The sequence below is a fragment of the Wandonia sp. genome, from assembly GCF_984588085.1.
The window spans coordinates 106240-131083 of record NZ_CFIGVI010000003.1 but is presented as its reverse complement, the minus strand read 5'-3'; the positions used below and the strand labels follow the sequence as shown (position 1 = coordinate 131083).

Here is a 24844-nt window from a genome sequence, read left to right as displayed (position 1 = left end):
AATCAATTGGAATATGTTTTTTGTACTCTCTAAAATATTTCACTTTTTCGCATTTCCGGGATTTTGGATCTTACTATTTATTCTACTTTCCTATTTTTTCAGGAATCTGAAATGGAAAACAGGGTTATTCAGGACAGGGGTCATCCTTGCCATATTTTTTACCAATACATTTATTTTTAAAGAATTTGTTCGCGTTTGGGAAACAGAAGGTGTCAGGACAGAAGATTTGAGTTACCATGATGTTGCTATTGTGCTGGGAGGAATGGCAGAATACAACAATGATCTGGGAAGATTGAGTCTGAGAAGAGGTGGAGATCGAATTTGGCAGACTCTGTTACTTTATCATCAGGGAAAGGTAGGTAAGATACTTCTTGCAGGAGATGAGGGGTATGTAATAGACAGAGGGCTGAATGAAGCTCTTCGATTTAGAGAAGAACTCATTCAACTAAAAGTGAAACCGGAAGATATATTGATCGACTCTCTCTCTAAGAATACGTACGAAAATGCAGTAAACTCAGTACGGGTTTTAGAGAGTAATGGATTGAAAAAAAGTAAAATAGTACTGGTAACGAGTGCTGTACATATGAAGCGAGCTCTGGCTTGTTTCAGATTGCAGGGAGTAGAGGCAACACCCTATTCGACGGATCATTATACCGGCCCATCAAGAAGTTATCATTGGGATGAATATGTTATCCCGTCATTTTCGACACTGTTGGATTGGTATGCACTTACGCATGAATGGTTTGGATATATCGCATATTCTATGGCAGGGTATTTGTAACACTTATTTTGGTTAAAAAAGCAAGGTTACACCTGTTTAATCTGTTTTCATCAGGTATTTATGGCTGCTCGTCTAATAATATATAGAATAGAACAAGAATTAAAAGGAAGCCGCGTTTTAAATAAGTAACTTTACAATACTCTGCCAGTTGCAGAGTTTTAATGTGTAGTATGGAGTATTTGAAATTGACAAAAAGAGATGAGTTTTCGAAAGAATTAACTAAAAGAGTTAACGCTTATCTTAAAGAAAATGAAAAAGACAAGACAGGAAGCTGGAAAATATCGTTGAAAGTGCCAGTTCTTCTTGCAATATATTTTGTGCCTTATATACTGGTTCTTACAGGTGTTATACAGAGTTTTGTTCCGGTTATTCTGGCAACAGCAGTTATGGGAGTTGGAATGGCTGTTATCGGTCTTTCAGTTATGCATGATGCCGTACACGGGTCATTTGCAAAAAGAGGATGGATCAATAAACTAATGGGGTACTCTATGGAGCTTCTGGGAGGAAGTAGTCTTACCTGGAAAATTCAGCACAACGTACTTCACCATAGTTTCACCAATGTACACGGGATGGATGAGGATATTGATGCTCCGGGATTTCTTCGTTTTTCACCCAATGCTCCCAAGAAGAAAATACATAGGTTTCAAGTGTTTTATGCCTGGTTCTTTTATGGGTTAATGACTTTACTATGGGTATCAGCAAAGAATTTTAAAGAGCTGATCAAGTATAATAAAATGAACTTGCTACAAGCCCAGAAAACAAATTTACAGAAGGAAATGACGCGTCTGGTTATTTTTAAGGTGGTGTATCTTTTTTACATTATTGTTGTTCCGATTGTATTTACAGATGTTGTTTGGTGGCATTGGATGATCGGTTTTCTAATTCTTCATTTTGTTGCAGGTTCAATTCTTGCTTTTGTTTTCCAGAGTGCTCATGTTGTTCCTGAAGCCGAGTTTATTACGGTTGAATCTCATGAGACGAGTAATCCGGAAAGTAGTTGGGCGGTTCACCAATTGTCTACTACAGCGAATTTTGAAAATTGGAATAAGGTGCTTACCTGGTTTGTAGGAGGCTTGAATCATCAGATAGAACACCATTTGTTTCCTGATATTTCGCACATTCACTATTCGAAGATTTCAGTTATTGTTAAGGAAACAGCTGAAGAGTACGGATACAGGTACAATTACCACAGAACTTTTGCAGGAGCTATTTTTGCACACTTAAAACTGCTTAATAGATTGGGAAGAGCTTAGTAGCTTAGTCTCTCATTATCCCTCCGAATTCAATGACGCATGTCCATTCGCTTTTTTTATGAGGTTGAATGGATATGCCGGTATACTGAAAGTCGTTACTTAGAAGGTTTTTGCGGTGTCCGTAATCGGGAATACCTTTATCAATTAATAATTGCATTATAATATCCAATGCAGAATTGTATCCGTATGAACAATTCTCCCCGGTAAAGTCATATTTTATCTTGTTGTTCTTAAACCGGGAAGTAAATGATCGATGACCAGTAAAACCTTTTTTTCCCATTTCAATAGCATACTCTTTAGCCATCTTATTTAGATCGTCTGTCATTCGGAGAGGTGATAGAGGAGGCATTTTGAGAAGTGTCCGGATAAGTGATTTACTTTCTTTTAGGTTGGTCATTCCTTTTTCATCTAAATAGGGAAGAGCTATTTTTTGTGAAAATTCATCGGGACTTGTTCGACAGTAATTGATCAATTTAAGTAATTCTTGCTCCTGTTCCTGTTGTGTAAAGGAAACAAAAGGAAGCAAGGGAAAGAGTAGTAAAAAAATAGAGAATGTACATTTCATAAGCATATAACGTAATTCAATTAAAAAATTACGATTTAAGATGCTTAATTTTAAATCGATAGATGGTTTCAGGAGAAGACTCAAATGATAATTCTCCTTCAAGTTGATCCGTGAGCGAGTCAATTAATTCCAAACCAAATGTAGAATCACTTCCGGGCTGTTTCCACTTCCCGTTATCCGAGTAGGTAAATTCAAAATAACCTTTGTCGGAATTTCTTAATTCTAAAGTAATCAGAAAAGGAGGTGTTGAAGATGCAAAGGCATGTTTGAGTGAATTTGAGAATAATTCGTTAAAAATCAAAGCCAGAGGAACGATCGATTTTAATCCGATTTTCTCAACTTCAAAAAGGTAGTTAAGCTGAACCTGAAAGTCTATTTGATAAGATTTAATGAGATCCTGGGATAGCTCTCTGAAATACTCTTCGAGATTGACTTTGGAAAGGCCTTCACTCTTATAAATTTTTTCATGAATCAACGCCATAGTCAGTACCCGGTTGATGCTGTCCCGAAACTTCGAAATGGATTCTTCGTGTTTTAATTCTCTCATCTGAAGCCTGAGTAAACTCGTAATAACCTGAAGGTTATTTTTTACTCTGTGATGAATTTCTTTAAGAAGTACTGTTTTCTCTATATCACGATCAATAATTTCCTGGTTTTGACGAATTAATTCTTCATTTCGCCTTTTCAGGAGTTCATCCGACTTTTTGCTACTGTTGAGAATTGTATTAATGATATACCCCAGTAAAAAAAGGGCGAAAATAGTCTCGTAATAGACCGAAGAATAGGTTGCACTGGACAAGGTAGGTAATATATCCATTATCCGGGGAAGAATTGCATGGAGATAATAGATAAATCCGATTGCTGAAAGCAGAAGGAAAACAACACCCCAACGTATACCAAGTGTGTAAATCACAAAAATATTAAGTAGGATAATCCAAAATGGTGTTCCGATATGAGCGGTTGCATCATTGAAATATAAGTTCCCTATTAAAAGTAAGTACAATGCGGAGAAATAAACCAAAGCAGGTTTTTTTACTGATTTACACCAACGTAGCGAATAGAGTGCAAACAGAGAGAGTCCTGCGTGACCTAGAGAGGGAAGTATAACGGGGAGGGTTCCTATGATCAAAGAGATAAAAACCGATAATACTGACATAAAAGAAACAGTCAGTAGAAGGTTATAGAATAATATAATTCGGGATTCTTCGTGAAGACTTTCTGTTTTTGACAATATACTGCCCAGAAAATAGTTCTTGATCTTGTCCGACATGAAGCGAAATTATAATTTCTTCATTAATAGTTGGTATAAATCAATCATAGATTGTATGTCGGATAAAGCTACTTTTTCGTCAGGGGAGTGTACATTGTCCTCCGGGGCACCAATGAAGCACCAGTCGAAAGGAAGATCGGTCTTTTGAAGCATTGTTCCGTCACTCCCTCCGGCAGATTCTACCTCCAATTGGAAAGGAACGGACGAAGCTTTTGCGATATCAATAATTCTGTTGAGATACTTTCTTCTGGGAATTCCACTGTCACGCATACTTATTGCAACGCCTTTTTCATGATGAACACCATCAGTCACCCAGGTAATATCGGAAATGAGCGCTTGTCTTACATTATAGTTTTCGTAAATGTATTTCCCCAGGAAACCTACTGACCCACCACCATGTTCTTCATAAGTGGAAAACACGATGATCCCGTTTTCAAGTCCTTTTGCTACCTGCAGAGCAACCCATACGCCCAAACGGTTATCCATATAAGGACTTTGGACATACGCATCCGTAAGTCTGAAATCAGGTTTAAAAGAAAGGGGAGTTCCCCGGTCTATTTCACGGTCGTAAACATAATTTATATGTGAACTTCCGTCTTCTTCTTCGATTACGAGTAGTTCTGTTTCTATTTCACCCTGACTGTCGTTTCCGACAAGTTGGATACCATCTGTTATTCTGGGACCACCGATTTTAATCAGGTTTTTATCATACCCGGTCATAAAACCAATGGTGTCAATATGGGCAAAAATGGCTGTCTTAGGTTTTCCGAATACAAGTATAATAGCATCCTGAAATTCCTCTCCCTGGATAATTTCCGGTTGCTGTTTCCAGTTGGATTGATGAGTAGTAATATAATTAATCAGAAATTCTTTTATAGAACTTTCATCTCCAGAGGTTCCCCGAACGGCAACCAGTTTTTCTAATAATTCAAAATCCATCATTATGTTAATCCCTTATCTGTTATTGTTACGGTTCGTAATAGTTCAAATCTTTCCGAGAAAGTTTCTTTGTCTGAAGGTGAAACAGAGACCGTCAGGGTACAATCTAACTCGAAATCCTGACGCATGACATTAGCTCCCGACTGTTTGACAATATTCATTACTGCAGGCATATCTTCATACGTGAAATGCAATTCAAGAATCTGTTGAATAGAACGTGTTTCAATGGTTGCGTTTTCAAGTGCTTCTTTAGCAGAAGTACGGTAAGCGTGGATCAGCCCCCCGACTCCTAATTTCGTTCCGCCAAAATACCGTACAACTCCAATGAGAACATTGGTAACTTCAAAAGAAGACAGCTGACCCAGAATTGGTTGACCGGCAGAATTAGATGGTTCTCCGTCATCATTTGCCCGGTATTGCTCTCCTTTGAAGCCCAGTTTGTACGCATAACAAACGTGATTTGCCTGTGAATGACTTTTTCTCCAGACTTCCAGTTGTTCTTTGATTTGTTCTTCTGTCGTACAGGGTACTGCAAAAGCCAGAAATTTAGACCCTTTTTCCTTGTAAATAGCCTCAGAAGGAGCTTGTATTGTCTTGTATGTATGTTTCGAATCCAAAAAAATAAATATGTATCTTTGTGTAATGACAAAGTTAGGATTATTTGCTGTTTTATTACTTGCCGGAAGTGTTTTCCTTTCCTGTGAAAAAGAAGAAGAGAAAATGACCGGGAACTGTTCGGACGGTTTTATGAATAATGGAGAAACGAGTGCTGATTGCGGAGGTCCTTGTGCTCCCTGTGAACAACCGTTAGCGAATCAATTGGTTGCTACCTTCCATGGTCGGGAAATTTCTTTCCTTCATCCTTATGTTGTCATGAATGGTGAAGAAGCGATTATCTCCGGTGTAAATGATTCAATAGAATTTTCAATTCACTTTGAAATGACTTCTGATACGATTTGGCCGCTGATTGACGGCACACATACAAAGCTTGAGTATAATGGGGACCTTTACAGTAATTACTTATCTCAGGAGTCACATGTAATTGTAACGGATCTTAAAGAAACAGAAAACTATTTTTCTGGGTTATTCCGGGTTAGATATGTACAAGGTGCGGATACTATCCTAATGAAAAACGGATCTTTTTTGCAGCTAAAGTATAATTAACAGTAGCTGAACCTAACCTCGTTTTTTCTTATCAATCCGTATAAAAACGAGAACACAAATCAGAATTAATACCAATCCTCCGATAAGAATGAATTCATCCCAAAGTCCTTTTACCACCGGATCTTCTAGTTTATCCGGATCAATTTTTAAGGGCGGATAGTCAGCATGAAGAGTAGAGTCTTGTTGTGCTTTTCTTTTCTCCATGATCTTTTTGTAATTAAAAATTCCTTTTCTCTGCTTCGGAAAAATTTCGCGAATAGAGGGGAAGATGTAATTACGCTTATTCATTTCATTTTTGATGGCTCGCAGGTCAACAGCAACGTCATTGTTGTATTTGTCGTAATATCTGGCAATAGAATAAGCAATATATGCATCTGAAAGACTCACCTGTTTTTTGAGGAATTTACCAAATTCATAAAAAGCAAGGGAAAGTGCACGATTAGAGGAACTTTCGTACTTTGTTTCATCCCGTAAAGCATCATCATATTCCCGAAGTAGCGGAACTAATATACTCAGATATTCCTGACTTCCTTTTTTATAAGATTTCCATCTGGGATCCAGCAATTCAGGGAAGAGAACAGAGTCTTTCAAAGACCAAACCCTGTCAACTTGTTTTCGGTTAACTTCAGCTATTCTGCTTCGGATCTCAATCTGTTTTTTCGTGTAAGGAAAATAAGCTTCTTCCAGTTTTAGCCATTCATGGTACTCCTTATACCTGTACTTGTACAAAAGCATGTGTTGAATAATATGAAACTGATCTTCTGTCAGGTTCTCAAGCGGGCTTTGTTGCTCAAATATCTTGTAAGCAAGATCATAATTACTTGAGCCGATTAACGTGTACATGTATTGCAACGAATCCTTTCTGTTCCAGTTTTTACCCGGTTTCTCTAATAGATAGGACATCATGTGCTCCAGTGAGTCTTTTTCAAAGCCTCTCGGATAAGGAAGAAGTTTAAAATACGGACGTGATTCCTTCTTTGGAAAACGGGCTTCTGATTGAGAATATACCGATATCCATAGAAAATTCAGTAATAGAAGGCATAACGAAAGTTTATTTTTCATCTTCATACCCTCCTTTCACTAATGCGTGGTAAAGAATATTCGTTCCCATTTTAAGGGCTCTTTCTCTGGTTTCGGGTGGGTTATTATGTACGGGCTCATCTTCCCATCCATCTCCCAGGTCTGTTTCGTACGTATAGAGTAGAATCATTCTTCCTTCGTGAAATAAAGCAAATGCCTGAGCAGGTTTACTATCATGTTCATGAATTTTAGGCAACCCGGAAGGAAATTCATACGGAGCGTGAAACAAGTCATGCGATGCCGGTAATTCTACCAGTTGTTTATCAGGAAATACTTTCTGAAGTTCAAGACGAATGAATTGATCCATTCCATAATTATCGTCGATATGTAAAAATCCACCTCCCAATAAATAGTTTCTAAGGTTTGAAACATCATTAGCTGAAAAGACAACATTTCCGTGTCCTGTCATGTGGACAAAAGGAAAAGAGAACAACTGAGGAGATCCTACTTCAACATAGGGTGTCTCTTCATCAATTCCTGCGGCCATTTTTTTGTTGGCGTAATCCACAAGATTAGGAAGACTGGTAGGGTTAGCATAGTAATCCCCGCCACCACTGTATTTTAATACACCAACCTGATAAGTCCCTTTTTGACCAAAGGCATTTCCGAACCAGGTGGTAAGCAATATTGTTAAAATCATCAATGATTTCATGCTGTTGCTGTTTTCGCTAAAGATACGACATAAACTCCTGCGGTCTCCGTGCGGAGCCTGTTTTTTCCCAACGTAACAGGTTGAAAGTTCTTTGTAAGAGCCAGTTCAATTTCTCCAGAAGAAAAATCTCCTTCAGGACCAATCAACATCAGAAAATTTTCAGGAATAGGATGTTGTCGGAGTTCTGTACGACTCATATTTTCTTCACAATGCGCAATAAATCCACCATTTTCAATTTGCTCTATAAACGTTTTAAAAGGAAGCAGATCATGTAAGATTGGTTTGTATAAGCGCTTACTTTGTTTGGTGGCACTGACAAGAATTTTTTCAAGTCGTTCCATTTTGACAATTTTTCTTTCGGAATTCTCACAGAGTATTAAACTCACTTCATCAACACCAATTTCAGTAGCTTTTTCAAGAAACCATTCCAGACGATCGATATTTTTTGTCGGGGCAATGGCTATATGTATCGTTTGTTTATCCGGCGTTTCGAACAGGTGTTGAAGTACTTTTACTTCGGCACGTTTTCCGGTCAGAAGAAGTTCACACGTAAATAAATCACCTTTTCCGTTAATTAACTCAATAGTATCTCCTTCTTTTAGTCGTAAAACCTTTGTAGCGTGTTTCGATTCTTCTTCGGGTAGAATAATTACTTTTTGGTCACTGGATATGTCCGGTACGAAAAAACGATGCATGTTTTGTGTTTGGGGTAAAAATAAGTAAATTGAGACACAACAGGGTTGTCGGGCTGTTAATTTTTGTTACCCTGTTTTAATAGCCAGACAATCAGAACTACATAGGCGATTGATAAGATTATTCCGAAAATGATGGATTCAGCCAGAAAGAATACGGCCAAAATTATCGGAATTAAAAGAATGGTGAGTAAGTGAAATAGACCCTGATTTCCTTTGTTCATATTTTAGAATATATAGTCCTTTTCAGGTGTGAGTAGTACATCTAGTTTTATATCATCTTTGCGAACATCTGCTATTGAAGAGATGGGAGGGAAGTAGTTGATACCTAATTTCAAACAATTTTCTTTACACAGAGCTAAAAAATTGTCATAAAATCCCATCCCGTAACCGATACGATTCCCTTGTAGATCACAAACCAAAAGAGGTATAACAACAACATCTATTTCGGAAGGTGAAATTTTGCCCTTTTCAGGAGGTTCGGGAATGTTCCATTCATTTATTTCAAATTCGGTAGTTGTATCCACTTTATAGAACTCCATGGTTCTGGTCGTAAATTCCGATCGGGATGCATACCAGCTGTACTCTGTATTGGTTAATAATGGTGTTAGATCCAATTCGGAATGACTGGATATGGGTAGAAAGATCGCTACATTACTTTTCGGGGGAATTTTTTCCAGTATCTTGCTCCGTAAAATAGCTCCCGCTTGTTCAATTTCCTGAATAGAAAGATTGGTACGTAGGGCTTTGTAGTATTTTCGCAATTCCTTCTTTGTCATAACCATCCGAGTATTAGACAAACTGAAAAGATTAGAATGGTGTAGGAAACCATACGATTTAACCAATTCAACGTTATTTTTTTCAATAGTCTTCTCCCAAGAAGAGCCCCGGCAATAGCAGCCAGAATAGCTAGTATGATAATCAGGCTGTGTTCGGAAATAATTGAACTTTCAATTCTGGATAGATATACAGGAATTCTCCCTGCGTCTGTTATCAGAGCGATAAAAATACCCGTTGCAATAAACGTTTCTTTAGTAAAACCGTATTTCTGTAGAAAAGCGGATCTCAGGGCTCCCTGATGTCCTGTCAGACCGGCCATAATCCCTGTAATTAACCCTCCTGTAACAGGTCCCGGAGGATTTTTCTTCAATAATTTACTATCAAATAATTCAAGTAGTGTAAAGAAAAGTAATGTTACTCCTAAAATAAGACTCATCCATCTTATTTCGATATGTAAAAACGGAGTCGAAAACACGGTCGAATTGCTGATTTGTTGAAGAAGAAAAGCTCCCGATATACTTCCCAAAAAAGCGGTCAGTGCAAAACTCCAACCGACATGCCAGTCGATCACTTTGCGCATTAGTCCGAATTTGAAAAGATTATTTGTTATATGTACAATAGCAGTTGCACCGATAGCAAGAGGAATATCTTTGAAAAGAATAATAAAGACCGGAGTCAATATGGTTCCCAGTCCAAATCCGGAAAAAAAGGTTAATAAGCTGGCGGAAAAAGAGATCAATATGATCGTAATCCATTCCATATTACATCCCTGGAATTATTCCTCGGGCACTGTTAGCCATTTCGGTTTCATTAATTTTATCGGCTTGTTCAAGAGCTCTGTTGAAAGCAATTGTCAGTAAATCCTCAAGCTCTTCTGTATCAACGGGATTTTCAGATGAAATACGTACATTTTTAATACGTCTGTTTCCTGTCATTTCAATTGTGATATATTCTGCTTTTCCTTCAACAGAAATAGCGTCCAATTTCTTTTTTGAAACCTCAACTGCGTTTTGCATTTCCTGCAGCTTTTCCATCATATTACCAAACATACTTTTGTGCTTTTTCAACAAAATTACAATAAATACCGGATTAATTTCAGACCGATCATCCGGACGAAAGTAGAAGTGTTTTATCGAAAAGCGTTATTTTTGTAAAAAATAAAAAATCAGATGAAGTCAGTAAACGTAGCCGAGTTAAAGGCAATGCAGGAAAATAAAGAAGATTTCCAATTAATCGATGTTCGTGAACAGTACGAATATGATGAAGTCAATATGGGAGCTCATCACATTCCTATGGGTGAAATTATGGAACGCCAGGAAGAAATAGCGAAGGACAAAAAAGTAGTTATTCACTGTCGTTCAGGGGCAAGAAGTGCGAATGTTATTGGTTTTTTGGAATCTCAGGGCTTTGATAACCTGTACAATCTGGACGGTGGAATTATGGCCTGGGTAGACCAGCAATAGTTTCTATCTCGCACGCGAAAAAAGCTGAAATGAAAATCAAAAGTATTAATACGGTTTTGTTTATTGGGATACTCTCCTTATTAAGTATCCTCTTTATTCAGGTATTCTGGATTCGTAAAACGATCATAATTCAGGAGAATAAAAAGGAATTGCAGCAGCGGGATGATAGTCTCAGTAATCGTCAGTTTAATGAGCGTGTACATATAGCTTTGACCAATGTCGTTTCCGAAATCTCTTCTTTATACAAAGATTCTTCTGATCTGTATGGAGCAGTAAAGCAGGAAATGAGTAACTATTTTACAGTTTCAATTAATGATACGGTACACCCTTACTTTTTGGAGCAACTGCTAAAAAGAGAGTTTTATGACAGAGGAATAAAAGAAGATTTCCAATACGGAATTTATGATTGTTTCAGCGATAGTATCGTTTACGCAAATACGATTGTCTTTTCGGAAGATAATTTTTTTAAGCCGGAAGATGATACATCCAATCATTATACTTCGCCGCAAATCAAATGGGATAAAGACGGGCATTATTTTTCTGTAGTATTTCCTCAGCGGGAAATGAGTAATATGGATGACTTACCTTCAGATGCATCCCCCTGGATCTCACTGTTTGCTATAATAGGTTTTGTTCTTTTATTTTTTGGATATGCACTATCTGTAATTATCAAACAGAAGAGGCTCTCGGAGGTAAAGACGGACTTTATCAATAATATGACTCATGAGTTGAAAACTCCGATTTCAACAATCGCACTCTCAAGTGAAACGCTACTTCGGGAAAATTTTGCCAATGATCCGGAACGACTAAAACGATATGCCGGTATCATATACAAGGAGAACAAACGATTGGAAAACCAGGTTGAACGGGTGTTGAATGTTGCCAAGTTGGATAAAGAAGAATTGAAGTTGAAATATTCACAATTTGATTTGCACGAACTTATCCGCGAGGCAAGTGAGGTTTTCGAAATCAACCAGTTGGAAAATGGAGGAGAAATCCAGTTGAATCTTAAAGCAGAAAAGTCTGTTATTACAGCCGATGAAGTACATATTGGAAATGTAATTCATAATCTGATTGATAATGCAATTAAGTATTGTGAAAGAAAACCTCAGATTACAATATCAACGCGTAATACGGGAAATTCAATATTGATTGAAGTTTCAGATAATGGGATAGGGATTCGTCGTGAAAATTTACGAATGATTTTTGATAAATTCTTCCGGGTACCAACAGGAAATTTACATGATGTAAAAGGTTTTGGATTAGGATTGTACTATGTGAAACTGATTGTTGACTCGCACAAGGGAAAGATAAGTGTCCGGTCGGTTTTTGGACAGGGTACTACTTTTTTGATTAACTTGCCGATGACCAAAACAAACTGATGTCTATGAAAGCGAATATTTTGTTGGTTGAGGATGATATGAACCTTGGATTTGTTGTAGCCGATCAATTGCGTTCCAATGAATATAATGTCACATTGGCAACTGATGGTGCTGAAGGGTTTAAGCGCTTCAACGATGGCAATTATCACCTGTGTATTTTTGATGTGATGATGCCTAAAAAAGACGGGTTTTCTCTGGCTCAGGACATTCGGAAAATTGATAAGGATATTCCGATTTTGTTTTTGACGGCAAAATCAGATACACAGGATAAGGTGAAGGGGTTTGAATCAGGAGGTGATGATTACCTTACCAAACCTTTCAGTACTGAAGAATTAATGGTACGGGTTAAGGCCTTGCTCAAACGAGTTAATATCGTTCAGGAAGAGGAAAAAGCCAGTATCTATAAAATAGGTCAGTATACATTTGATTCTGAAAATTATGAATTGAAATCAACTGATTTTCAGAAAAAGTTAACGAAGAAAGAAGCGGAGATTTTGTCGATGCTTTGCAAGTATAAAAATCAGGTTTTACCGCGTGAGTTAGTGCTAAACGGTGTTTGGGGACAGGATGATTACTTTGTAGGGAGAAGTCTGGATGTTTTTATTACCAAATTGCGAAAATACCTTTCAGGAGATGACCGTGTAGCTATAACAAACGTGCATGGAATCGGTTTTAAATTTATATGTCCTGAAGAATAATGATCATTAAAGGTATTGTTTTCGTAGCACTGGGTTCTTTGTGTTACGGAATTTTGGCTACAATCGTAAAATTAGCATACAACGAGGGGTATACGACAGAAGAGGTCACATTTGCTCAGTATAGTATTGGTTGGATTGTTTTGGGGGGAATGGCTCTCAGGACATTTATTACGAAAAAAAAGAAAGAGCAGGAATATCATATACCTCGTAAATACTCTGTTCTATGGTTGGTACTTGCCGGAACATCCTTAGGTTTTACAGGTATATTTTACTATCGGGCGGTCCTTTACATTCCGGTTTCCCTTTGTATAGTGCTACTGATGCAGAGTGTATGGATGGGAGTGGTTCTTGAGGCTATTCTTGAACGGAAACGTCCCGAAACAAATAAAATCATTGCTGTTTTACTCGTCCTGACAGGGACTTTACTGGCAACTGAAGTATATAAGGATATAAACGGAATCAGTTGGCAGGGTGTCTTCTGGGGAATGTTGGGAGCGCTTTCGTATACAATTTCACTCTATACAAGTAACAGGATAGGCTTAGAACTCTCCAATAAGAAACGTAGCTTTTGGATGATGACCGGAGGGTATACGGTTGTGACTATTGCAGCATTACCTGTACTGATGAATGATTTTTCCTGGAGCGTATTTTATCCATGGGGAGTATTGCTTGCTGTATTCGGTACGGTTTTACCACCACTATTAATGAATAAGGGGATGCCTTTAACCGGTATGGGACTGGGGTCTATTATTGTTTCTCTTGAAATACCTGTTTCAGTTTCTATGGCTTTTCTGTTTCTGGGAGAACGTATAAATAGTGTACAATGGGGAGGGGTAGGGTTGATCATATTTTCTATTGTTTTGCTTAACGTGAACCGTTTACGGAAAAAATAATATTTTTAACCTTTTTTTCTAAAGAGAAACTACTATGGAAGAAGAACAGTTTTATTTTTTCGTTTGGATCTGGATAGGTGTTGCATTAGTTATTTTTCCGGCAGCATTATTCGTTACCGCACCTTATGGAAGGCACAGTAAACCTCTTGGAGCGATGATACAAAACCGTTGGGGATGGTTGCTGATGGAACTGCCATCACCTCTTTTGTTCTCCTACTTTTTTTTATCTGGTGATGCAGAGAAGAATGTCGTTCATTGGATCTTTTTCACACTATTTTTGGCACATTATATACATAGAACATTTATATGGCCTTTCAGAGTTCGGTCTGGGAAAAAGAAAATGCCAGTCATTATAATGACATCTGCCGTTTTCTTTAATTTGGTTAACGGACCTGTGAACGGATACTTTCTGGGGAATTTTGCGGTCTATGATCTGAATTGGTTACTTTCTCCCTGGTTTCTTTGTGGAATTATCGTTTTTTTAACAGGAATGTATATTAATATATCAAGTGATTATAAATTGATAAACCTTCGAAAACCGGGAGAAACAGGGTACAAAATTCCTCATGGAGGTTTTTTTAGGTGGGTATCTTCACCTAATATTATGGGAGAATTGATCGAATGGACAGGATGGGGAATAATGACCTTAAGTCTACCAACTTTATCATTTACGATATGGTCATGGGCGAACTTGTTACCACGTACATTGGATCATCATAAATGGTATAAAGAGAAATTCGGAGAGGAATACCCCAAAGAAAGAAAAGCAGTTATTCCCAGAATATTGTAAATAATAAACGGCTATCTATAAGTAGATAGCCGTTTATTTGGTTATAAATGATGATCTTTTATCAGAGGACTTTTAATTCATTAATAAGTCCACTCAATGCTACTTTCGCATCGGAGAAAAGAAGCTGACAGTTATCATATCCGAATAAGCGGTTTTCGACACCAGCGTATCCTTTACTCATACCTCTCTTGATTACTACAACCTCTCTTGAGTTATATGCTTTAATAATCGGCATTCCATAGATAGGACTGTTTTCATCCTGTTCAGCTGCAGGATTGACAACGTCATTAGCGCCTATGACTATGGTTACATCGTATTCGTTCATTTCATCATTGACAAGATCCATTTCTTTTAACTTATCATAATGAACATCTGCCTCTGCAAGTAATACATTCATGTGACCGGGCATTCTTCCTGCAACAGGGTGAATGATATAATGCACTTCTGTATCTTTTTCTTCAAGAATTGCCTGTAATTGACTACATAAGTGTTGAGCCTGCGCCACGGCTAATCCATATCCAGGAACAATAGCTACTTTCTGAGCAAACGCAAGTTTAGTAGCTGTTTCACCAATACTTGTTGTTTTGATTTCTATTTCTTCTTCGTCACCTGAAGAAACTCCCGAACCATTGAATTTACCACCGATAACAGCAAAAATTGAACGGTTCATTGCATTGCACATCAATAATGTAAGAAGAATTCCGGCAGCACCTACAAAAATACCTCCGGCAATCATAATCGTATTGTTATATAGAATACCTGCGAGTGCTGTTGCAATACCGGTTAGTGAGTTTAATAATGAAATTACCACGGGCATATCTGCTCCACCGATCGGTAACACGAAAAGTATTCCATAAATGAGGGCAAGTGCAGAAAGAATAAGAGTTACGGAGACTAACCCTAATGGTAATAGATTCGTAAAGTATAGGGTGGGAATTATAAGGAAACTCAATAAAAGGATTCTTGAAACGTACATAATCATAAGTGTACGCTTGTCTTTTTGCTTCCCAGCCAGTTTTCGGTAGGCTATAACACTTCCTGAAAAGGAAGCTGCACCAATAATTAAACCGGACCATAAAAGAATCAGACTGGCAGAGGAGGGGGGAGTTCCCAGTCGCGCTTCCATAATTCCAAGAAGCATAGCACATCCACCTCCCATTGCGTTGAAAAGAGATACCAGTTGAGGCATTGCCGTCATTTCAACCCGATCAGACATACGTTTTCCTACTATCGTTCCTGTGACAATCGCCAAAAGAATCAATAGTAGATTGGTACTTACAGAAAAACCAAAAAACTGACTGATTAAAGTGACAATAACTGCCAAAACCATTCCGGATCCTGCCAGGATATTACCATGTTTTGCCTTTGAGGGAGAAGAAAGAAACTTAAGTCCCAGAATAAAAGACAACATAGCAATCAGGTAACTAATATTTACTAGAGCTATCATGTTTATTTTTTCTTAAATGATGTTGCGTTTATTTCTTCTTTTTATTTCCGAACATGGAGAGCATCCTTCCGGTTACAAAAAAACCACCTGCAATATTGAGTGTCCCCAGAAAAACGGAAATTGTACCGATTGTAAGGCTCACATAATCCTGCGGGTCAATTTTTTGCATAATAATAATGGCGCCTACAAGAATAACTCCCGAAATTGCATTGGCTCCGGACATCAGAGGAGTATGCAGAATTGCCGGTACATTCGCTATGATTTCTATTCCCAGAAAAGTACATAAAATAAGGAAATAGATCATCTCTTGATTTTCATTAAAGAATTCAAGCATTTTTATTTGATTTTAGATGAATGACAATTATTCGAGAAAGCCTTTTACACGTTCATTAACCAGTTTCCCTTCTTTTACAACTAACGCTCCGTCTACAATCGGATCATTCTGAACCTCTCCTTCTTCAATTAACTTAAAGTGTTTGAGGAAATTAAAGAAATTTCCAGATAGCATTTGGCTGGATGTAGCTGGAATTTCCCGTGCAAGAAAAGAGCTTCCGACAATTTTTACGCCTTTGTGATTGATAATTTTCTCATCCTGAGATAACTCACAGTTTCCTCCTTGCTCCGAAGCCAGATCGACAATAACTGATCCGAACTTCATCTTTTCAACACTTTCGGTACGAACGAGTAGGGGAGCTTTTTTTCCCGGAATATTGGCTGTAGCGATTACAACAGAAGCCTCAGAAACATGTTTATGAATTAACTCACGCTGTTTCTGCAAATAGTCTTCAGACTGTTCTACGGCATAACCTCCCGCATCCTTATTTTCAGTAGCTCCTTCTACTTCAATAAATTTAGCTCCAAGACTTCGGACTTCTTCCCCCGCAGCTTTACGAACATCAAATGCTTCTACTACAGCACCTAGTCTTTTAGCTGTTGCAATAGCTTGAAGACCAGCTACTCCGGCTCCTAAAACTAATACTTTGGCAGGGCGAATAGTCCCCGCGGCAGTTGTAAACATGGGCATTACCGTATTACTCACTTCAGCAGCCTTAATTACAGCCTTGTAGCCGGAAAGAGAAGCCATGGAAGATAGTACATCCATCGATTGCGCTTTCGTGGTACGCGGCAACAGGTCAAGACTGAATAGATTAATCTCCGGTTTCATATAATCCATCAGATGGTTATAATGAAACAAGGGGTTTACAATACCAATAAATGTTTTTGAAGCATCCAAGTGGGGGAGTCTGAAATGGTTTATAAACAAGAGTATATCCGCCTTATTTATCACCTCATTCCTCTCATGCACTGTGGCACCTGCATTGATATACTCTTCGTCAGAGAATCCGGATTGACTTCCGGCACTTTGTTCAGTATATACGGTAAAACCCAAATCCTTGATGATTTTACCAACAGTCATGGGACCCACGCAAACACGTGGGTCTCCATTCTGTTCTTTCAGAATTCCTATAGATTGCATTTCCTTACATTAAGGGAAAACTCCTCTTTGTTTGTATGCTAATTCGATTCGTTTAATTGCCTGGATATATGCTGCTGTTCTCCAGTCAGTATTGTGTTCTTCAGCAACTTTAACAACACTTGCAAATGAAATTTCAAGCTTTTGTTGAAGCCTTCCGATCACATCTTCCAATGTCCAGATTTCTCCGTTTCGGTTTTGTAACCACTCATAGTACGATCCGATCACACCTCCTGAGTTACACAAGATATCAGGGATAAGATCAATTCCTTTCTCATTAAGAATTACATCTGCTTCCGGAGTTGTTGGTCCGTTTGCTCCTTCTGCTATCAATTGAGCTTTGATGCGAGGCGCATTTTCTTCTGTGATCTGGTTTCCTAGTGCCGCAGGGATAATAATATCACAGTCAAAGGCGAAGAAATCAGAACCGTCTACTTCAGGTGCATGAGGGAAGTCTTTAACCCCACCATTATTTCCTGCAGTATACGCAATCAATGCTTCAGGATCAATACCTTTTTCATTATAAATGGTTCCTGTGGCATCCTGAACACCGACAAGAATAGCTCCACTTTCTTTCATGAAAACAGAAGCCCATTGCCCAACATTACCAAATCCCTGAACAATATATTTTTTCCCTTCAAGAGATATGTTACGCAATTTTGCCCATTCACGGATAGTTACAACAACACCAAATCCTGTAGAACGGTCACGACCTTCAAGCCCTCCTGATCCAACAGGTTTTCCGGTTACAACATGCATATACTTGGAACGCTCAGAAGGTGCTTTTGTAGACATATAAGTATCTGCAATCCAAGCCATCATTTGTGCGTTGGTATTCACATCAGGTGCAGGAATGTCGTATTCCGGTCCGATATTATCTCCAAGAGCATACGTAAATCGTCTTGTAATTCTTTCCAGCTCGGCTTGAGAGTACTGCTTCGGATTTAATTGAACACCTCCTTTACCTCCTCCATAAGGAAGTCCCGCAAGTGACGTTTTCCATGTCATCCAGGTAGCAAGTGCTTTAGCAGCATTAATATCTACCTCAGGGTGATAACGCAGACCACCTTTATAGGGACCCAACGCATTATTGTGCTGAACGCGGTAACCGGTAAATATTTCTACACTACCATCATCCATTTTTACCGGAAAGTGAACGATGATCTCTGTATTCGTAGTAGATAATATTCTACGAATATTGTTGTCTAATCCCATGATATCCGCAGCTCTGTCGAACTGTTTCTGGACGCTTTCATACATCCCGGGTTTCTTTTTTTCTTCAGTTATCATATCTGGTTTATTGATAATGTTCAAATAAACTAATTTTACGGTAAACCAACAACAGGTTGATTAATTATCCGTGCAATTTCACAAAAAAATAAGTTTTTGAGAGCAAACCAACTGTTTTATCTTTATTTGGATCAATAAAGGGAAGTAAAACTACAAGCGAAATAACCCGGAGTCAGTACAATTCCATTTATAAATCGTAAAAAACAGAACTCAAAGAACAGTTAATCTAAAGTTAACAAATTATTACTTCCAAAAACAAGGCAAAACTACAATATCTGATGAATGAACAAACAAAAAAATGAAGAACTTAATGTTAATTTTTTCATACTTTATTGTTCAAATCTTTAGAAATATAACAAGAATAAGCTGTTTGGATAGTTAAGTATTTGTTTTATACCTAGTTACTTGTGTTTTATGAGCAAAAAAGAAAAGGCGGTAGATTTACCGCCTTTTGATATTCAAACAGTTTGTGAAAAATTACTTCTTATAAAACGGAGGTTTAACAATCTTTGCTTTTACCAGCTTTCCGCGAACAACAATATAGATTTCTGTTCCTTCTGTGCTTTTATCAATTGTTACATAACCTAGTCCGATCGCTTTCTTTAAAGAAGGAGCCATTGTTCCCGAAGTTACTTTTCCTATTACAGTTCCGGTTTCATCTGCAATTTCATAATCATGACGTGGAATTCCTTTGTCAACCATTTCAAAACCGACTAGTTTTCGGCTTACTCCTTCTTCTTTTTGCTTTTTGAGGTTTTCAGAATTCACAAAGTCCTTATTGAATTTAGTTATCCATCCCAATCCAGCTTCCAATGGTGAAGTGGTGTCATCAATATCATTTCCATATAGACAGAATCCCATTTCAAGACGCAGTGTATCTCTGGCAGCCAGACCGATAGGTTTAATACCAAATTCCTTCCCTGCTTCAAATACTTTGTCCCAGATTTGTTTTACTTCACTGTTTTTACAGTAAATCTCAAAACCTCCAGACCCTGTGTAACCGGTTGCTGAGATAATAACATGTTCTATTCCAGCAAAATCAGCCACTTCAAAATGGTAGTATTTAATAGCAGATAAGTTAACAGAAGTAAGACTTTGCATTGCTTCCACTGCTTTTGGTCCCTGAATGGCAAGTAGAGAGTAGTCATCCGAAAGATTCCGCATTTCAACTCCATCATTGTTGTGAGAAGAAATCCAGTTCCAATCTTTTTCAATGTTTGATGCATTTACTACCAGTAAATATTGTTCGTCTTTTATCTTGTATATAATAAGGTCATCTACGATTCCTCCTTTATCATTAGGCAGGCAGGAATATTGAGCTTTACCTATCGTAAGTGTTGAGGCATCATTACTACAAACTTTCTGTAGTAAATCTAAAGCTTTTGGTCCTGAAAGTAAGAACTCTCCCATGTGGGAAACATCAAACACTCCGACTCCGTTTCGAACGGTTTCATGTTCTACATTTACTCCTTCGTATTGAACCGGCATATTGAAACCTGCAAAAGGAACCATTTTCGCTCCCAATTCAGTATGTACGCTCGTTAGTGCAGTATTTTTCATAATGATTTCGTTTGGGCACAAATGTACATATTTTGCACTACGAAAGTAGATTTCTTTTATCGATTTGGGTAAGGTAGGTTTTCTGAAAACAGGAATTCTTTTTCTAAATATAGTTAAAAGATGAATGTTATTGATCCAATTCGCCTATTTTTGCGATACGTACACAAAATTCAATTGCAGCTACACGAATGAAGTTTTTACCAGAATCCAATGTGCCAAGGTGGGTAGTTTTACTCATGGATTTTTTTATTTCCCTGTTTGCACTTTTTATTGCCTATTTAGTTCGGTTTGATATTGAAATTTCAGGTGATGTGTTTAGGAAAGAAATGAGCAGTTTAATGTACGCTCTTCCTGTATATCTGGTTGTAAAGTTGACGGTTTTTATGTTGTTCCGTACACATATGGGATTGGTTCGGCATACATCCACACAAGACCTTAAACGTGTCTTTTTTGCAGTAACAACCTCTACAGTAATCTTTTTTATCTTATCTCCGATACGATTTCATTTCTTTGACGAACGAAATTTCCTGCCGATATCAATTATTATTGTTGAGTATCTGGCTTCTTTCAGTTTAATGGTTTTTTCCCGGTTTTCAATTAAATTACTATACCTTGAGTCAGCTAAAAGAAAGGTGAAAAATGCTGAGAATGTTATTATCTATGGAGCGGGGGTGTCAGGGTTGATCACAAAACGTACAATAGAAAAAGATGCCCGGCTTACTTATAATATTGTTGCTTTTGCAGATGATAATAAAAAACTGAAAAACACAAGGCTGGAAGGGATCACTATTCACCCTACAGATGAACTTCAAGAGCTAATAAAAGATCATGATGTTCAAAAACTTATCATTGCCATTCAAAAACCGATTAAAATAAATAAAAACAAAGTAGTAGACGTTTGTTTGGAGGCTGGGGTAGAAGTGATGAATGTTCCTTCTGCTAAAAGTTGGATTAATGGCGAATTCTCTGTCAAAAATATTCGTAAAGTTAAAATTGAGGATCTTCTCGGAAGAGAGGAAATTCATTTGGATAGCTGTAGGGTGTCAAAAGAACTGAATGGAAAAACCATTCTTGTTACAGGAGCTGCCGGGTCTATCGGAAGTGGTTTGGTTCGGGAGATTGTGCAATTCAACCCTAAAAAGATCTGTTTACTGGATCAGGCTGAATCAGGATTATATGATTTGCAAGTTGAACTTCAGAATCAGGGATTGGGTGATAATCTGGAAGTGGTAATTGGAGACGTAAGAAGTGTTCATCGTATGCGAAAAGTGTTCGAAACTTTTCATCCTCAGTATGTGTTTCACGCTGCTGCCTACAAACATGTGCCTCTGATGGAGGATAATCCTTCGGAAGCTATTTTAGCTAATGTGAAAGGGACAAAAATCCTGGTGGATCTGGCTATTGAATATGGTGTTGACAAGTTTGTTATGATCTCTACTGATAAAGCTGTAAACCCGACGAATGTTATGGGGGCATCGAAACGGATTGCAGAGATGTATGCGCAACTTGCGAACAAACAAAATGTGACTAAATTTATTACCACTCGATTTGGAAATGTTTTAGGGTCTAATGGTTCCGTGATCCCTTTGTTCAGAAGACAAATAGAGAAAGGAGGACCTATTACGGTTACGGATGAACGTATTACGCGTTATTTTATGACGATACCTGAGGCCTGCCAGCTGGTTCTTGAAGCCGGATCCATGGGAAATGGAGGAGAGGTTTTTGTATTTGATATGGGAGAATCCGTTCGCATTATTGATCTGGCCCGAAAAATGATAAAATTATCCGGACTGGAAGAAGGGAAGGATATCAGTATTAAAATAACGGGACTTCGTCCGGGGGAGAAACTATATGAAGAGCTTCTGGCAACAGAAGAGAACACTTTGCCTACACATAATAAGAAGATACTTATTGCCCGGGTTCGGGAAGTAAATGATGATATCCGGGAGAGTATAAACGGACTGATTGCTAAATTTGATAAGCAGGATAACGAAGAAATTGTTGCAGCTATGAAAGCTATTGTTCCGGAGTTTATCAGTAACAATTCGGTATATCAGAAACTCGATAAAAACTAAAACTTGATTTTTCTATAATTCTAAGTATATTGTTAGGGTATAATTAAACGCTTATGAGTAATATTTTGAGGATTCAGGCTCGTTTTAGTGATGTAGATATGATGGGGCATGTTAATAATGCCATTTATCTGAATTATTTCGAAACTGCCCGTATGCATTTTTTGAGTAATGAGCTTGGTACCAAGTGGGATTGGGAAAATAAAGGAATAGTTCTCCGAAAGAATGAGATAGAATATCTGGAGCCTGTTTTCCTTACTGATATGATTGATGTGGAAGTAAAACCGGAAACTATTGGTAATACCAGTTTTGTTTTGTCTTATGTGCTGCGTGTAGGGGATAAAATTAAGTGTAAAGGAGAATCTCTACTGGTTTGTTTTGATTATACAGCAAAAACGTCTGTTCAGGTATATCCTGAATTCCGAAAAGCTTTTGAACGATTTATTAAGTAGATTATGAAATACTCTTTGGTGTTACTTTCTTGTGTGTTTTTGGTGAATTTACATGTACAGGCTCAGTTTTCTTCTCAAACGGGGGAGCCTTGTTATGCAAAATCGGAAAAGAGAGCAAAACAAAGATTTGTAGAGTGGGAGTGCGGTAATCTTGTAGGGGTTGTTGACTGCAACAGTAAGTTGGAATATGACGAGAATCTTGATGTGTTTTTTAGCAGAGGTTCCGGTAGTCCGTATACCGGGGAATGTGAAACCTGTCATAATAATGGGCTAAGAGAACACCGAATCCGTTTTCTGAATGGAAAAGAAGATGGTGTAGATACAACTTACTATGAGTCCGGATGTATCCGCGTAATCAGAAGCCATGCTATTGGAAAAGAAGATGGGGCATGGACATATTATTATGACAGTACGGCGAGAAGAGCCTGGGTTATGAATTATATGGCGGGAGAAAAGAATGGTGAACATATTTATTTTGGTCCAGGAGGAGATACAACTTTGTGGGAGTTTTATCAGAATGGTTTATTGCACGGAAAAAAGACTTCGTTTTATGCGGGGTCTAAAGTGAAAGAAGAGGTACATTATAAAGAGGGGGTATTAGATGGTTCTTTTATCTCATATTTCCCCGATGGGAAAATTTCGAAGCGCCTGAATTTTAAAAATGGAAGTAAAGAAGGGAAACAAGAGTACTTCTACAATAACGGAGCGGTGTTACTTGTTGAGAATTATTCGAAAGATCTGAAAGATGGTGAATTCACTACTTTCTTTGTTAATGGTGATATTCAGAAACGGGAAAGTTATAAGAAGGGACGAAAAGAAGGAGCTTTTGTTGAGTATTATCCTAACGGAAAATTAATGTCTGAGTTTATTTATGAGAAGGGTGAGCTCATTGATTTCAGAAAGTATGATGAGTACGGACGACTGACCGAAGGAACACCTCAGGAAGGTGAAGGAGACGAAGATGATGCGCTTCCGGGGAAAAAGAATAAGAAAAGTAAGAAGAAAAAATAAAGGAAAACATCCTATTCTTCTCCATTGTTGACATCTGATCGACTGATATAATTGACTTCCGGACGATTGTCATAGCTTTCTCTGCTACATAATAAAGCTACCTGCCCTCTGTGATGTGCACTGTGCTGAAGGATATGATAGAGTATGTCATACATACTTTTTTCCATCCGCTCATTATCACTGTTAGTATATTCAATAATCCGGTCTTCTCCGTTTTCGGAAAGTAGATCAACTGTTTCCTGAAAATTTTGATAATTGAGACGTGAAAAATGACGTGGTTCAAATGTATCCCAATCTCCTGATTCTACAGGCATGCCTTTTATTCTTCTGATCCAGAGATGATGGACGTTAAGAATATGGCTAACAATGCGTACAATTTCTGGTTTAGGATCTTCAATAGCATTCGAAAGAAAATCTGTCCAGGCAGTATTCGCTTCAAAGTCAAAGCGAAACTTATCTTCTATCCAATCTGAGATCATATTAGAGTTCTTTCAATTGTGCAATGGTACGTACCGGATCCTCGGAATTGAAAACAAAACTTCCTGCAACAAGAGCATCTGCGCCTGCCATAACAAGTTCTTTACCTGTCGAAAGGTTAACACCTCCATCTACTTCTACGAGAGCTTTTGATCCTCGTTTATGAATCAGGTTTTTAACCTGCTCCACTTTATAAACAGCATTTTTAATGAATTTCTGTCCTCCGAAGCCCGGATTAACGGACATAACAAGAACCAGGTCCAGATCTTCGATAATATCATCCAGAAGTTCGATACTTGTGTGGGGGTTTAAAGCAACTCCTGCCTTCATCCCTTCTGATTTTATATGTTGAACGGTTCTGTGAAGATGTGTACAGGCCTCATAGTGAACCGTCAATATATCTGCTCCTGATCGTTTGAAGTCACTTACATACTGATCCGGATTCTGAATCATAAGATGTACATCCATTGGCTTTTTGGCGTGTTTTTTTATCGCCTCCAAAACCGGAAATCCAAAGGAAATATTCGGAACAAATACACCATCCATGACGTCAATGTGAAACCAATCGGCCTCACTTTGGTTAATCATTTCAACATCGCGTTGAATATTAGCAAAATCACAAGAAAGTACGGAAGGAGAAACAATTGGCATAACTAATG

28 protein-coding genes are annotated in these 24844 nt (G+C 38.0%); 11 read left to right on the top strand and 17 right to left on the bottom strand.

Features of this window, described 5'->3' with window-relative positions:
• Positions 1–13: 13 nt before the first annotated feature.
• Together AC4PL9_RS02535 and AC4PL9_RS02530 are read left to right on the top strand one after the other, a co-directional pair.
• Positions 14–781 (top strand): YdcF family protein, encoded by a 768-nt coding sequence (locus AC4PL9_RS02535; protein ID WP_491603217.1) that lies wholly within the window; start codon positions 14–16, stop codon positions 779–781.
• A gap of 170 nt (positions 782–951) precedes the next feature.
• Positions 952–2034 carry a fatty acid desaturase family protein gene (locus tag AC4PL9_RS02530; RefSeq protein ID WP_491603216.1) on the top strand — a complete coding sequence of 361 codons (1083 nt, stop codon included), beginning with the start codon at positions 952–954 and terminating at the stop codon, positions 2032–2034.
• Between the two features lie 4 nt (positions 2035–2038).
• Here the strand turns inward: AC4PL9_RS02530 and AC4PL9_RS02525 are convergent, their stop codons facing one another.
• From AC4PL9_RS02525 to AC4PL9_RS02510, 4 genes are read right to left on the bottom strand one after another with little or no spacing between them, the layout of a single operon-like run.
• Complete coding sequence (locus tag AC4PL9_RS02525) at positions 2039–2599, bottom strand: CAP domain-containing protein (protein WP_491603215.1); 561 nt, start codon at positions 2597–2599, stop codon at positions 2039–2041.
• 28 nt (positions 2600–2627) lie between these two features.
• Positions 2628–3869 carry a sensor histidine kinase gene (locus AC4PL9_RS02520; RefSeq protein WP_491603214.1) on the bottom strand — a complete coding sequence of 414 codons (1242 nt, stop codon included), beginning with the start codon at positions 3867–3869 and terminating at the stop codon, positions 2628–2630.
• A 9-nt stretch (positions 3870–3878) separates the two neighbouring features.
• The gene (locus tag AC4PL9_RS02515; protein ID WP_491603213.1) at positions 3879–4811 is read right to left on the bottom strand and encodes a M20/M25/M40 family metallo-hydrolase; all 933 of its coding nucleotides are present in this window, start codon (positions 4809–4811) and stop codon (positions 3879–3881) included.
• A complete protein-coding gene (locus AC4PL9_RS02510) occupies positions 4811–5425 on the bottom strand; it encodes an IMPACT family protein (RefSeq protein WP_491603212.1) in 615 nt (204 codons plus the stop codon). The genes AC4PL9_RS02515 and AC4PL9_RS02510 overlap by 1 nt, the downstream gene beginning before the upstream one ends.
• Positions 5426–5450: 25 nt before the next feature.
• Here AC4PL9_RS02510 and AC4PL9_RS02505 point away from each other — a divergent pair, with 25 nt between their 5' ends.
• The gene (locus tag AC4PL9_RS02505) at positions 5451–5972 is read left to right on the top strand and encodes a hypothetical protein (RefSeq protein ID WP_491603211.1); all 522 of its coding nucleotides are present in this window, start codon (positions 5451–5453) and stop codon (positions 5970–5972) included.
• 12 nt (positions 5973–5984) lie between these two features.
• Here AC4PL9_RS02505 and AC4PL9_RS02500 read toward each other — a convergent pair whose 3' ends face one another.
• The 6 genes from AC4PL9_RS02500 to AC4PL9_RS02475 form a co-directional block, all read right to left on the bottom strand.
• Positions 5985–7034 (bottom strand): hypothetical protein, encoded by a 1050-nt coding sequence (locus tag AC4PL9_RS02500; protein WP_491603210.1) that lies wholly within the window; start codon positions 7032–7034, stop codon positions 5985–5987.
• Positions 7024–7704, bottom strand: coding sequence for a DUF4159 domain-containing protein (locus AC4PL9_RS02495; protein WP_491603209.1), 681 nt, complete (start codon positions 7702–7704; stop codon positions 7024–7026). The genes AC4PL9_RS02500 and AC4PL9_RS02495 overlap by 11 nt, the downstream gene beginning before the upstream one ends.
• Positions 7701–8399 carry a 16S rRNA (uracil(1498)-N(3))-methyltransferase gene (locus tag AC4PL9_RS02490; protein ID WP_491603208.1) on the bottom strand — a complete coding sequence of 233 codons (699 nt, stop codon included), beginning with the start codon at positions 8397–8399 and terminating at the stop codon, positions 7701–7703. The genes AC4PL9_RS02495 and AC4PL9_RS02490 overlap by 4 nt, the downstream gene beginning before the upstream one ends.
• A gap of 224 nt (positions 8400–8623) precedes the next feature.
• Entirely contained in the window at positions 8624–9175 is a 552-nt protein-coding gene (locus AC4PL9_RS02485) for a 5-formyltetrahydrofolate cyclo-ligase (protein WP_491603207.1), read from the bottom strand.
• Complete coding sequence (locus AC4PL9_RS02480; protein ID WP_491603206.1) at positions 9172–9936, bottom strand: TSUP family transporter; 765 nt, start codon at positions 9934–9936, stop codon at positions 9172–9174. The genes AC4PL9_RS02485 and AC4PL9_RS02480 overlap by 4 nt, the downstream gene beginning before the upstream one ends.
• Before the next feature lies 1 nt (position 9937).
• On the bottom strand, positions 9938–10213 hold the full coding sequence (locus AC4PL9_RS02475; protein ID WP_491603205.1) for a YbaB/EbfC family nucleoid-associated protein: 276 nt from the start codon (positions 10211–10213) through the stop codon (positions 9938–9940).
• A gap of 132 nt (positions 10214–10345) precedes the next feature.
• Between AC4PL9_RS02475 and AC4PL9_RS02470 the strand changes: the two genes are divergently transcribed.
• The 5 genes from AC4PL9_RS02470 to AC4PL9_RS02450 are packed head-to-tail and all read left to right on the top strand — an operon-like array spanning position 10346 to position 14402.
• Positions 10346–10639 carry a rhodanese-like domain-containing protein gene (locus AC4PL9_RS02470; protein WP_491603204.1) on the top strand — a complete coding sequence of 98 codons (294 nt, stop codon included), beginning with the start codon at positions 10346–10348 and terminating at the stop codon, positions 10637–10639.
• A gap of 29 nt (positions 10640–10668) precedes the next feature.
• Complete coding sequence (locus AC4PL9_RS02465) at positions 10669–12021, top strand: sensor histidine kinase (protein ID WP_491603203.1); 1353 nt, start codon at positions 10669–10671, stop codon at positions 12019–12021.
• 5 nt (positions 12022–12026) lie between these two features.
• On the top strand, positions 12027–12719 hold the full coding sequence (locus AC4PL9_RS02460) for a response regulator transcription factor (RefSeq protein ID WP_491603202.1): 693 nt from the start codon (positions 12027–12029) through the stop codon (positions 12717–12719).
• The gene (locus tag AC4PL9_RS02455; protein ID WP_491603201.1) at positions 12719–13612 is read left to right on the top strand and encodes an EamA family transporter; all 894 of its coding nucleotides are present in this window, start codon (positions 12719–12721) and stop codon (positions 13610–13612) included. The genes AC4PL9_RS02460 and AC4PL9_RS02455 overlap by 1 nt, the downstream gene beginning before the upstream one ends.
• A gap of 34 nt (positions 13613–13646) precedes the next feature.
• A complete protein-coding gene (locus tag AC4PL9_RS02450) occupies positions 13647–14402 on the top strand; it encodes a DUF1295 domain-containing protein (protein WP_491603200.1) in 756 nt (251 codons plus the stop codon).
• Positions 14403–14463: 61 nt separating this feature from the next.
• Here the strand turns inward: AC4PL9_RS02450 and AC4PL9_RS02445 are convergent, their stop codons facing one another.
• The 5 genes from AC4PL9_RS02445 to gcvT form a co-directional block, all read right to left on the bottom strand.
• A complete protein-coding gene (locus tag AC4PL9_RS02445; protein WP_491603199.1) occupies positions 14464–15849 on the bottom strand; it encodes an NAD(P)(+) transhydrogenase (Re/Si-specific) subunit beta in 1386 nt (461 codons plus the stop codon).
• Positions 15850–15877: 28 nt separating this feature from the next.
• The gene (locus AC4PL9_RS02440; RefSeq protein WP_343787180.1) at positions 15878–16183 is read right to left on the bottom strand and encodes an NAD(P) transhydrogenase subunit alpha part 2; all 306 of its coding nucleotides are present in this window, start codon (positions 16181–16183) and stop codon (positions 15878–15880) included.
• A gap of 27 nt (positions 16184–16210) precedes the next feature.
• Positions 16211–17326: an NAD(P) transhydrogenase subunit alpha gene (locus AC4PL9_RS02435; protein ID WP_491603198.1), complete on the bottom strand. Its 1116-nt coding sequence runs from the start codon at positions 17324–17326 to the stop codon at positions 16211–16213.
• 9 nt (positions 17327–17335) lie between these two features.
• Positions 17336–18613 (bottom strand): Glu/Leu/Phe/Val family dehydrogenase, encoded by a 1278-nt coding sequence (locus AC4PL9_RS02430; RefSeq protein ID WP_491603197.1) that lies wholly within the window; start codon positions 18611–18613, stop codon positions 17336–17338.
• A 477-nt stretch (positions 18614–19090) separates the two neighbouring features.
• Complete coding sequence (gene gcvT / locus AC4PL9_RS02425; RefSeq protein WP_491603196.1) at positions 19091–20173, bottom strand: glycine cleavage system aminomethyltransferase GcvT; 1083 nt, start codon at positions 20171–20173, stop codon at positions 19091–19093.
• A gap of 188 nt (positions 20174–20361) precedes the next feature.
• Between gcvT and AC4PL9_RS02420 the strand changes: the two genes are divergently transcribed.
• Genes AC4PL9_RS02420 through AC4PL9_RS02410 form a run of 3 tightly spaced genes read left to right on the top strand, consistent with a single transcriptional unit; the run spans position 20362 to position 23708 of the window.
• Positions 20362–22248, top strand: coding sequence for a polysaccharide biosynthesis protein (locus tag AC4PL9_RS02420; RefSeq protein ID WP_491603195.1), 1887 nt, complete (start codon positions 20362–20364; stop codon positions 22246–22248).
• 53 nt (positions 22249–22301) lie between these two features.
• Positions 22302–22697 (top strand): acyl-CoA thioesterase, encoded by a 396-nt coding sequence (locus tag AC4PL9_RS02415; protein WP_491603194.1) that lies wholly within the window; start codon positions 22302–22304, stop codon positions 22695–22697.
• A gap of 3 nt (positions 22698–22700) precedes the next feature.
• Complete coding sequence (locus AC4PL9_RS02410; RefSeq protein ID WP_491603193.1) at positions 22701–23708, top strand: toxin-antitoxin system YwqK family antitoxin; 1008 nt, start codon at positions 22701–22703, stop codon at positions 23706–23708.
• Between the two features lie 11 nt (positions 23709–23719).
• On the opposite strand, the gene AC4PL9_RS02405 is transcribed toward AC4PL9_RS02410, so the two are convergent.
• Both AC4PL9_RS02405 and rpe read right to left on the bottom strand, forming a co-directional pair.
• Positions 23720–24187: a DinB family protein gene (locus tag AC4PL9_RS02405; protein ID WP_491603192.1), complete on the bottom strand. Its 468-nt coding sequence runs from the start codon at positions 24185–24187 to the stop codon at positions 23720–23722.
• 1 nt (position 24188) lies between these two features.
• On the bottom strand, positions 24189–24836 hold the full coding sequence (rpe, locus tag AC4PL9_RS02400; protein WP_491603191.1) for a ribulose-phosphate 3-epimerase: 648 nt from the start codon (positions 24834–24836) through the stop codon (positions 24189–24191).
• Positions 24837–24844 lie beyond the last annotated feature (8 nt).

Coding starts and splice junctions, on each gene's coding strand:
- gcvT (WP_491603196.1), bottom strand. CDS start 20,173: ATGAAAAATACTGCACTAACGAGCGTACATACTGAATTGGGAGCGAAA.
- AC4PL9_RS02435 (WP_491603198.1), bottom strand. CDS start 17,326: ATGCAATCTATAGGAATTCTGAAAGAACAGAATGGAGACCCACGTGTT.
- AC4PL9_RS02460 (WP_491603202.1), top strand. CDS start 12,027: ATGAAAGCGAATATTTTGTTGGTTGAGGATGATATGAACCTTGGATTT.
- AC4PL9_RS02480 (WP_491603206.1), bottom strand. CDS start 9,936: ATGGAATGGATTACGATCATATTGATCTCTTTTTCCGCCAGCTTATTA.
- AC4PL9_RS02420 (WP_491603195.1), top strand. CDS start 20,362: ATGAAGTTTTTACCAGAATCCAATGTGCCAAGGTGGGTAGTTTTACTC.
- AC4PL9_RS02515 (WP_491603213.1), bottom strand. CDS start 4,811: ATGATGGATTTTGAATTATTAGAAAAACTGGTTGCCGTTCGGGGAACC.
- AC4PL9_RS02525 (WP_491603215.1), bottom strand. CDS start 2,599: ATGAAATGTACATTCTCTATTTTTTTACTACTCTTTCCCTTGCTTCCT.
- AC4PL9_RS02495 (WP_491603209.1), bottom strand. CDS start 7,704: ATGAAATCATTGATGATTTTAACAATATTGCTTACCACCTGGTTCGGA.
- AC4PL9_RS02490 (WP_491603208.1), bottom strand. CDS start 8,399: ATGCATCGTTTTTTCGTACCGGACATATCCAGTGACCAAAAAGTAATT.
- AC4PL9_RS02410 (WP_491603193.1), top strand. CDS start 22,701: ATGAAATACTCTTTGGTGTTACTTTCTTGTGTGTTTTTGGTGAATTTA.
- AC4PL9_RS02415 (WP_491603194.1), top strand. CDS start 22,302: ATGAGTAATATTTTGAGGATTCAGGCTCGTTTTAGTGATGTAGATATG.
- AC4PL9_RS02500 (WP_491603210.1), bottom strand. CDS start 7,034: ATGAAAAATAAACTTTCGTTATGCCTTCTATTACTGAATTTTCTATGG.
- AC4PL9_RS02530 (WP_491603216.1), top strand. CDS start 952: ATGGAGTATTTGAAATTGACAAAAAGAGATGAGTTTTCGAAAGAATTA.
- AC4PL9_RS02485 (WP_491603207.1), bottom strand. CDS start 9,175: ATGACAAAGAAGGAATTGCGAAAATACTACAAAGCCCTACGTACCAAT.
- AC4PL9_RS02440 (WP_343787180.1), bottom strand. CDS start 16,183: ATGCTTGAATTCTTTAATGAAAATCAAGAGATGATCTATTTCCTTATT.
- AC4PL9_RS02470 (WP_491603204.1), top strand. CDS start 10,346: ATGAAGTCAGTAAACGTAGCCGAGTTAAAGGCAATGCAGGAAAATAAA.
- AC4PL9_RS02465 (WP_491603203.1), top strand. CDS start 10,669: ATGAAAATCAAAAGTATTAATACGGTTTTGTTTATTGGGATACTCTCC.
- AC4PL9_RS02505 (WP_491603211.1), top strand. CDS start 5,451: ATGACAAAGTTAGGATTATTTGCTGTTTTATTACTTGCCGGAAGTGTT.
- AC4PL9_RS02520 (WP_491603214.1), bottom strand. CDS start 3,869: ATGTCGGACAAGATCAAGAACTATTTTCTGGGCAGTATATTGTCAAAA.
- AC4PL9_RS02445 (WP_491603199.1), bottom strand. CDS start 15,849: ATGATAGCTCTAGTAAATATTAGTTACCTGATTGCTATGTTGTCTTTT.
- AC4PL9_RS02475 (WP_491603205.1), bottom strand. CDS start 10,213: ATGATGGAAAAGCTGCAGGAAATGCAAAACGCAGTTGAGGTTTCAAAA.
- rpe (WP_491603191.1), bottom strand. CDS start 24,836: ATGCCAATTGTTTCTCCTTCCGTACTTTCTTGTGATTTTGCTAATATT.
- AC4PL9_RS02430 (WP_491603197.1), bottom strand. CDS start 18,613: ATGATAACTGAAGAAAAAAAGAAACCCGGGATGTATGAAAGCGTCCAG.
- AC4PL9_RS02405 (WP_491603192.1), bottom strand. CDS start 24,187: ATGATCTCAGATTGGATAGAAGATAAGTTTCGCTTTGACTTTGAAGCG.
- AC4PL9_RS02455 (WP_491603201.1), top strand. CDS start 12,719: ATGATCATTAAAGGTATTGTTTTCGTAGCACTGGGTTCTTTGTGTTAC.
- AC4PL9_RS02535 (WP_491603217.1), top strand. CDS start 14: ATGTTTTTTGTACTCTCTAAAATATTTCACTTTTTCGCATTTCCGGGA.
- AC4PL9_RS02450 (WP_491603200.1), top strand. CDS start 13,647: ATGGAAGAAGAACAGTTTTATTTTTTCGTTTGGATCTGGATAGGTGTT.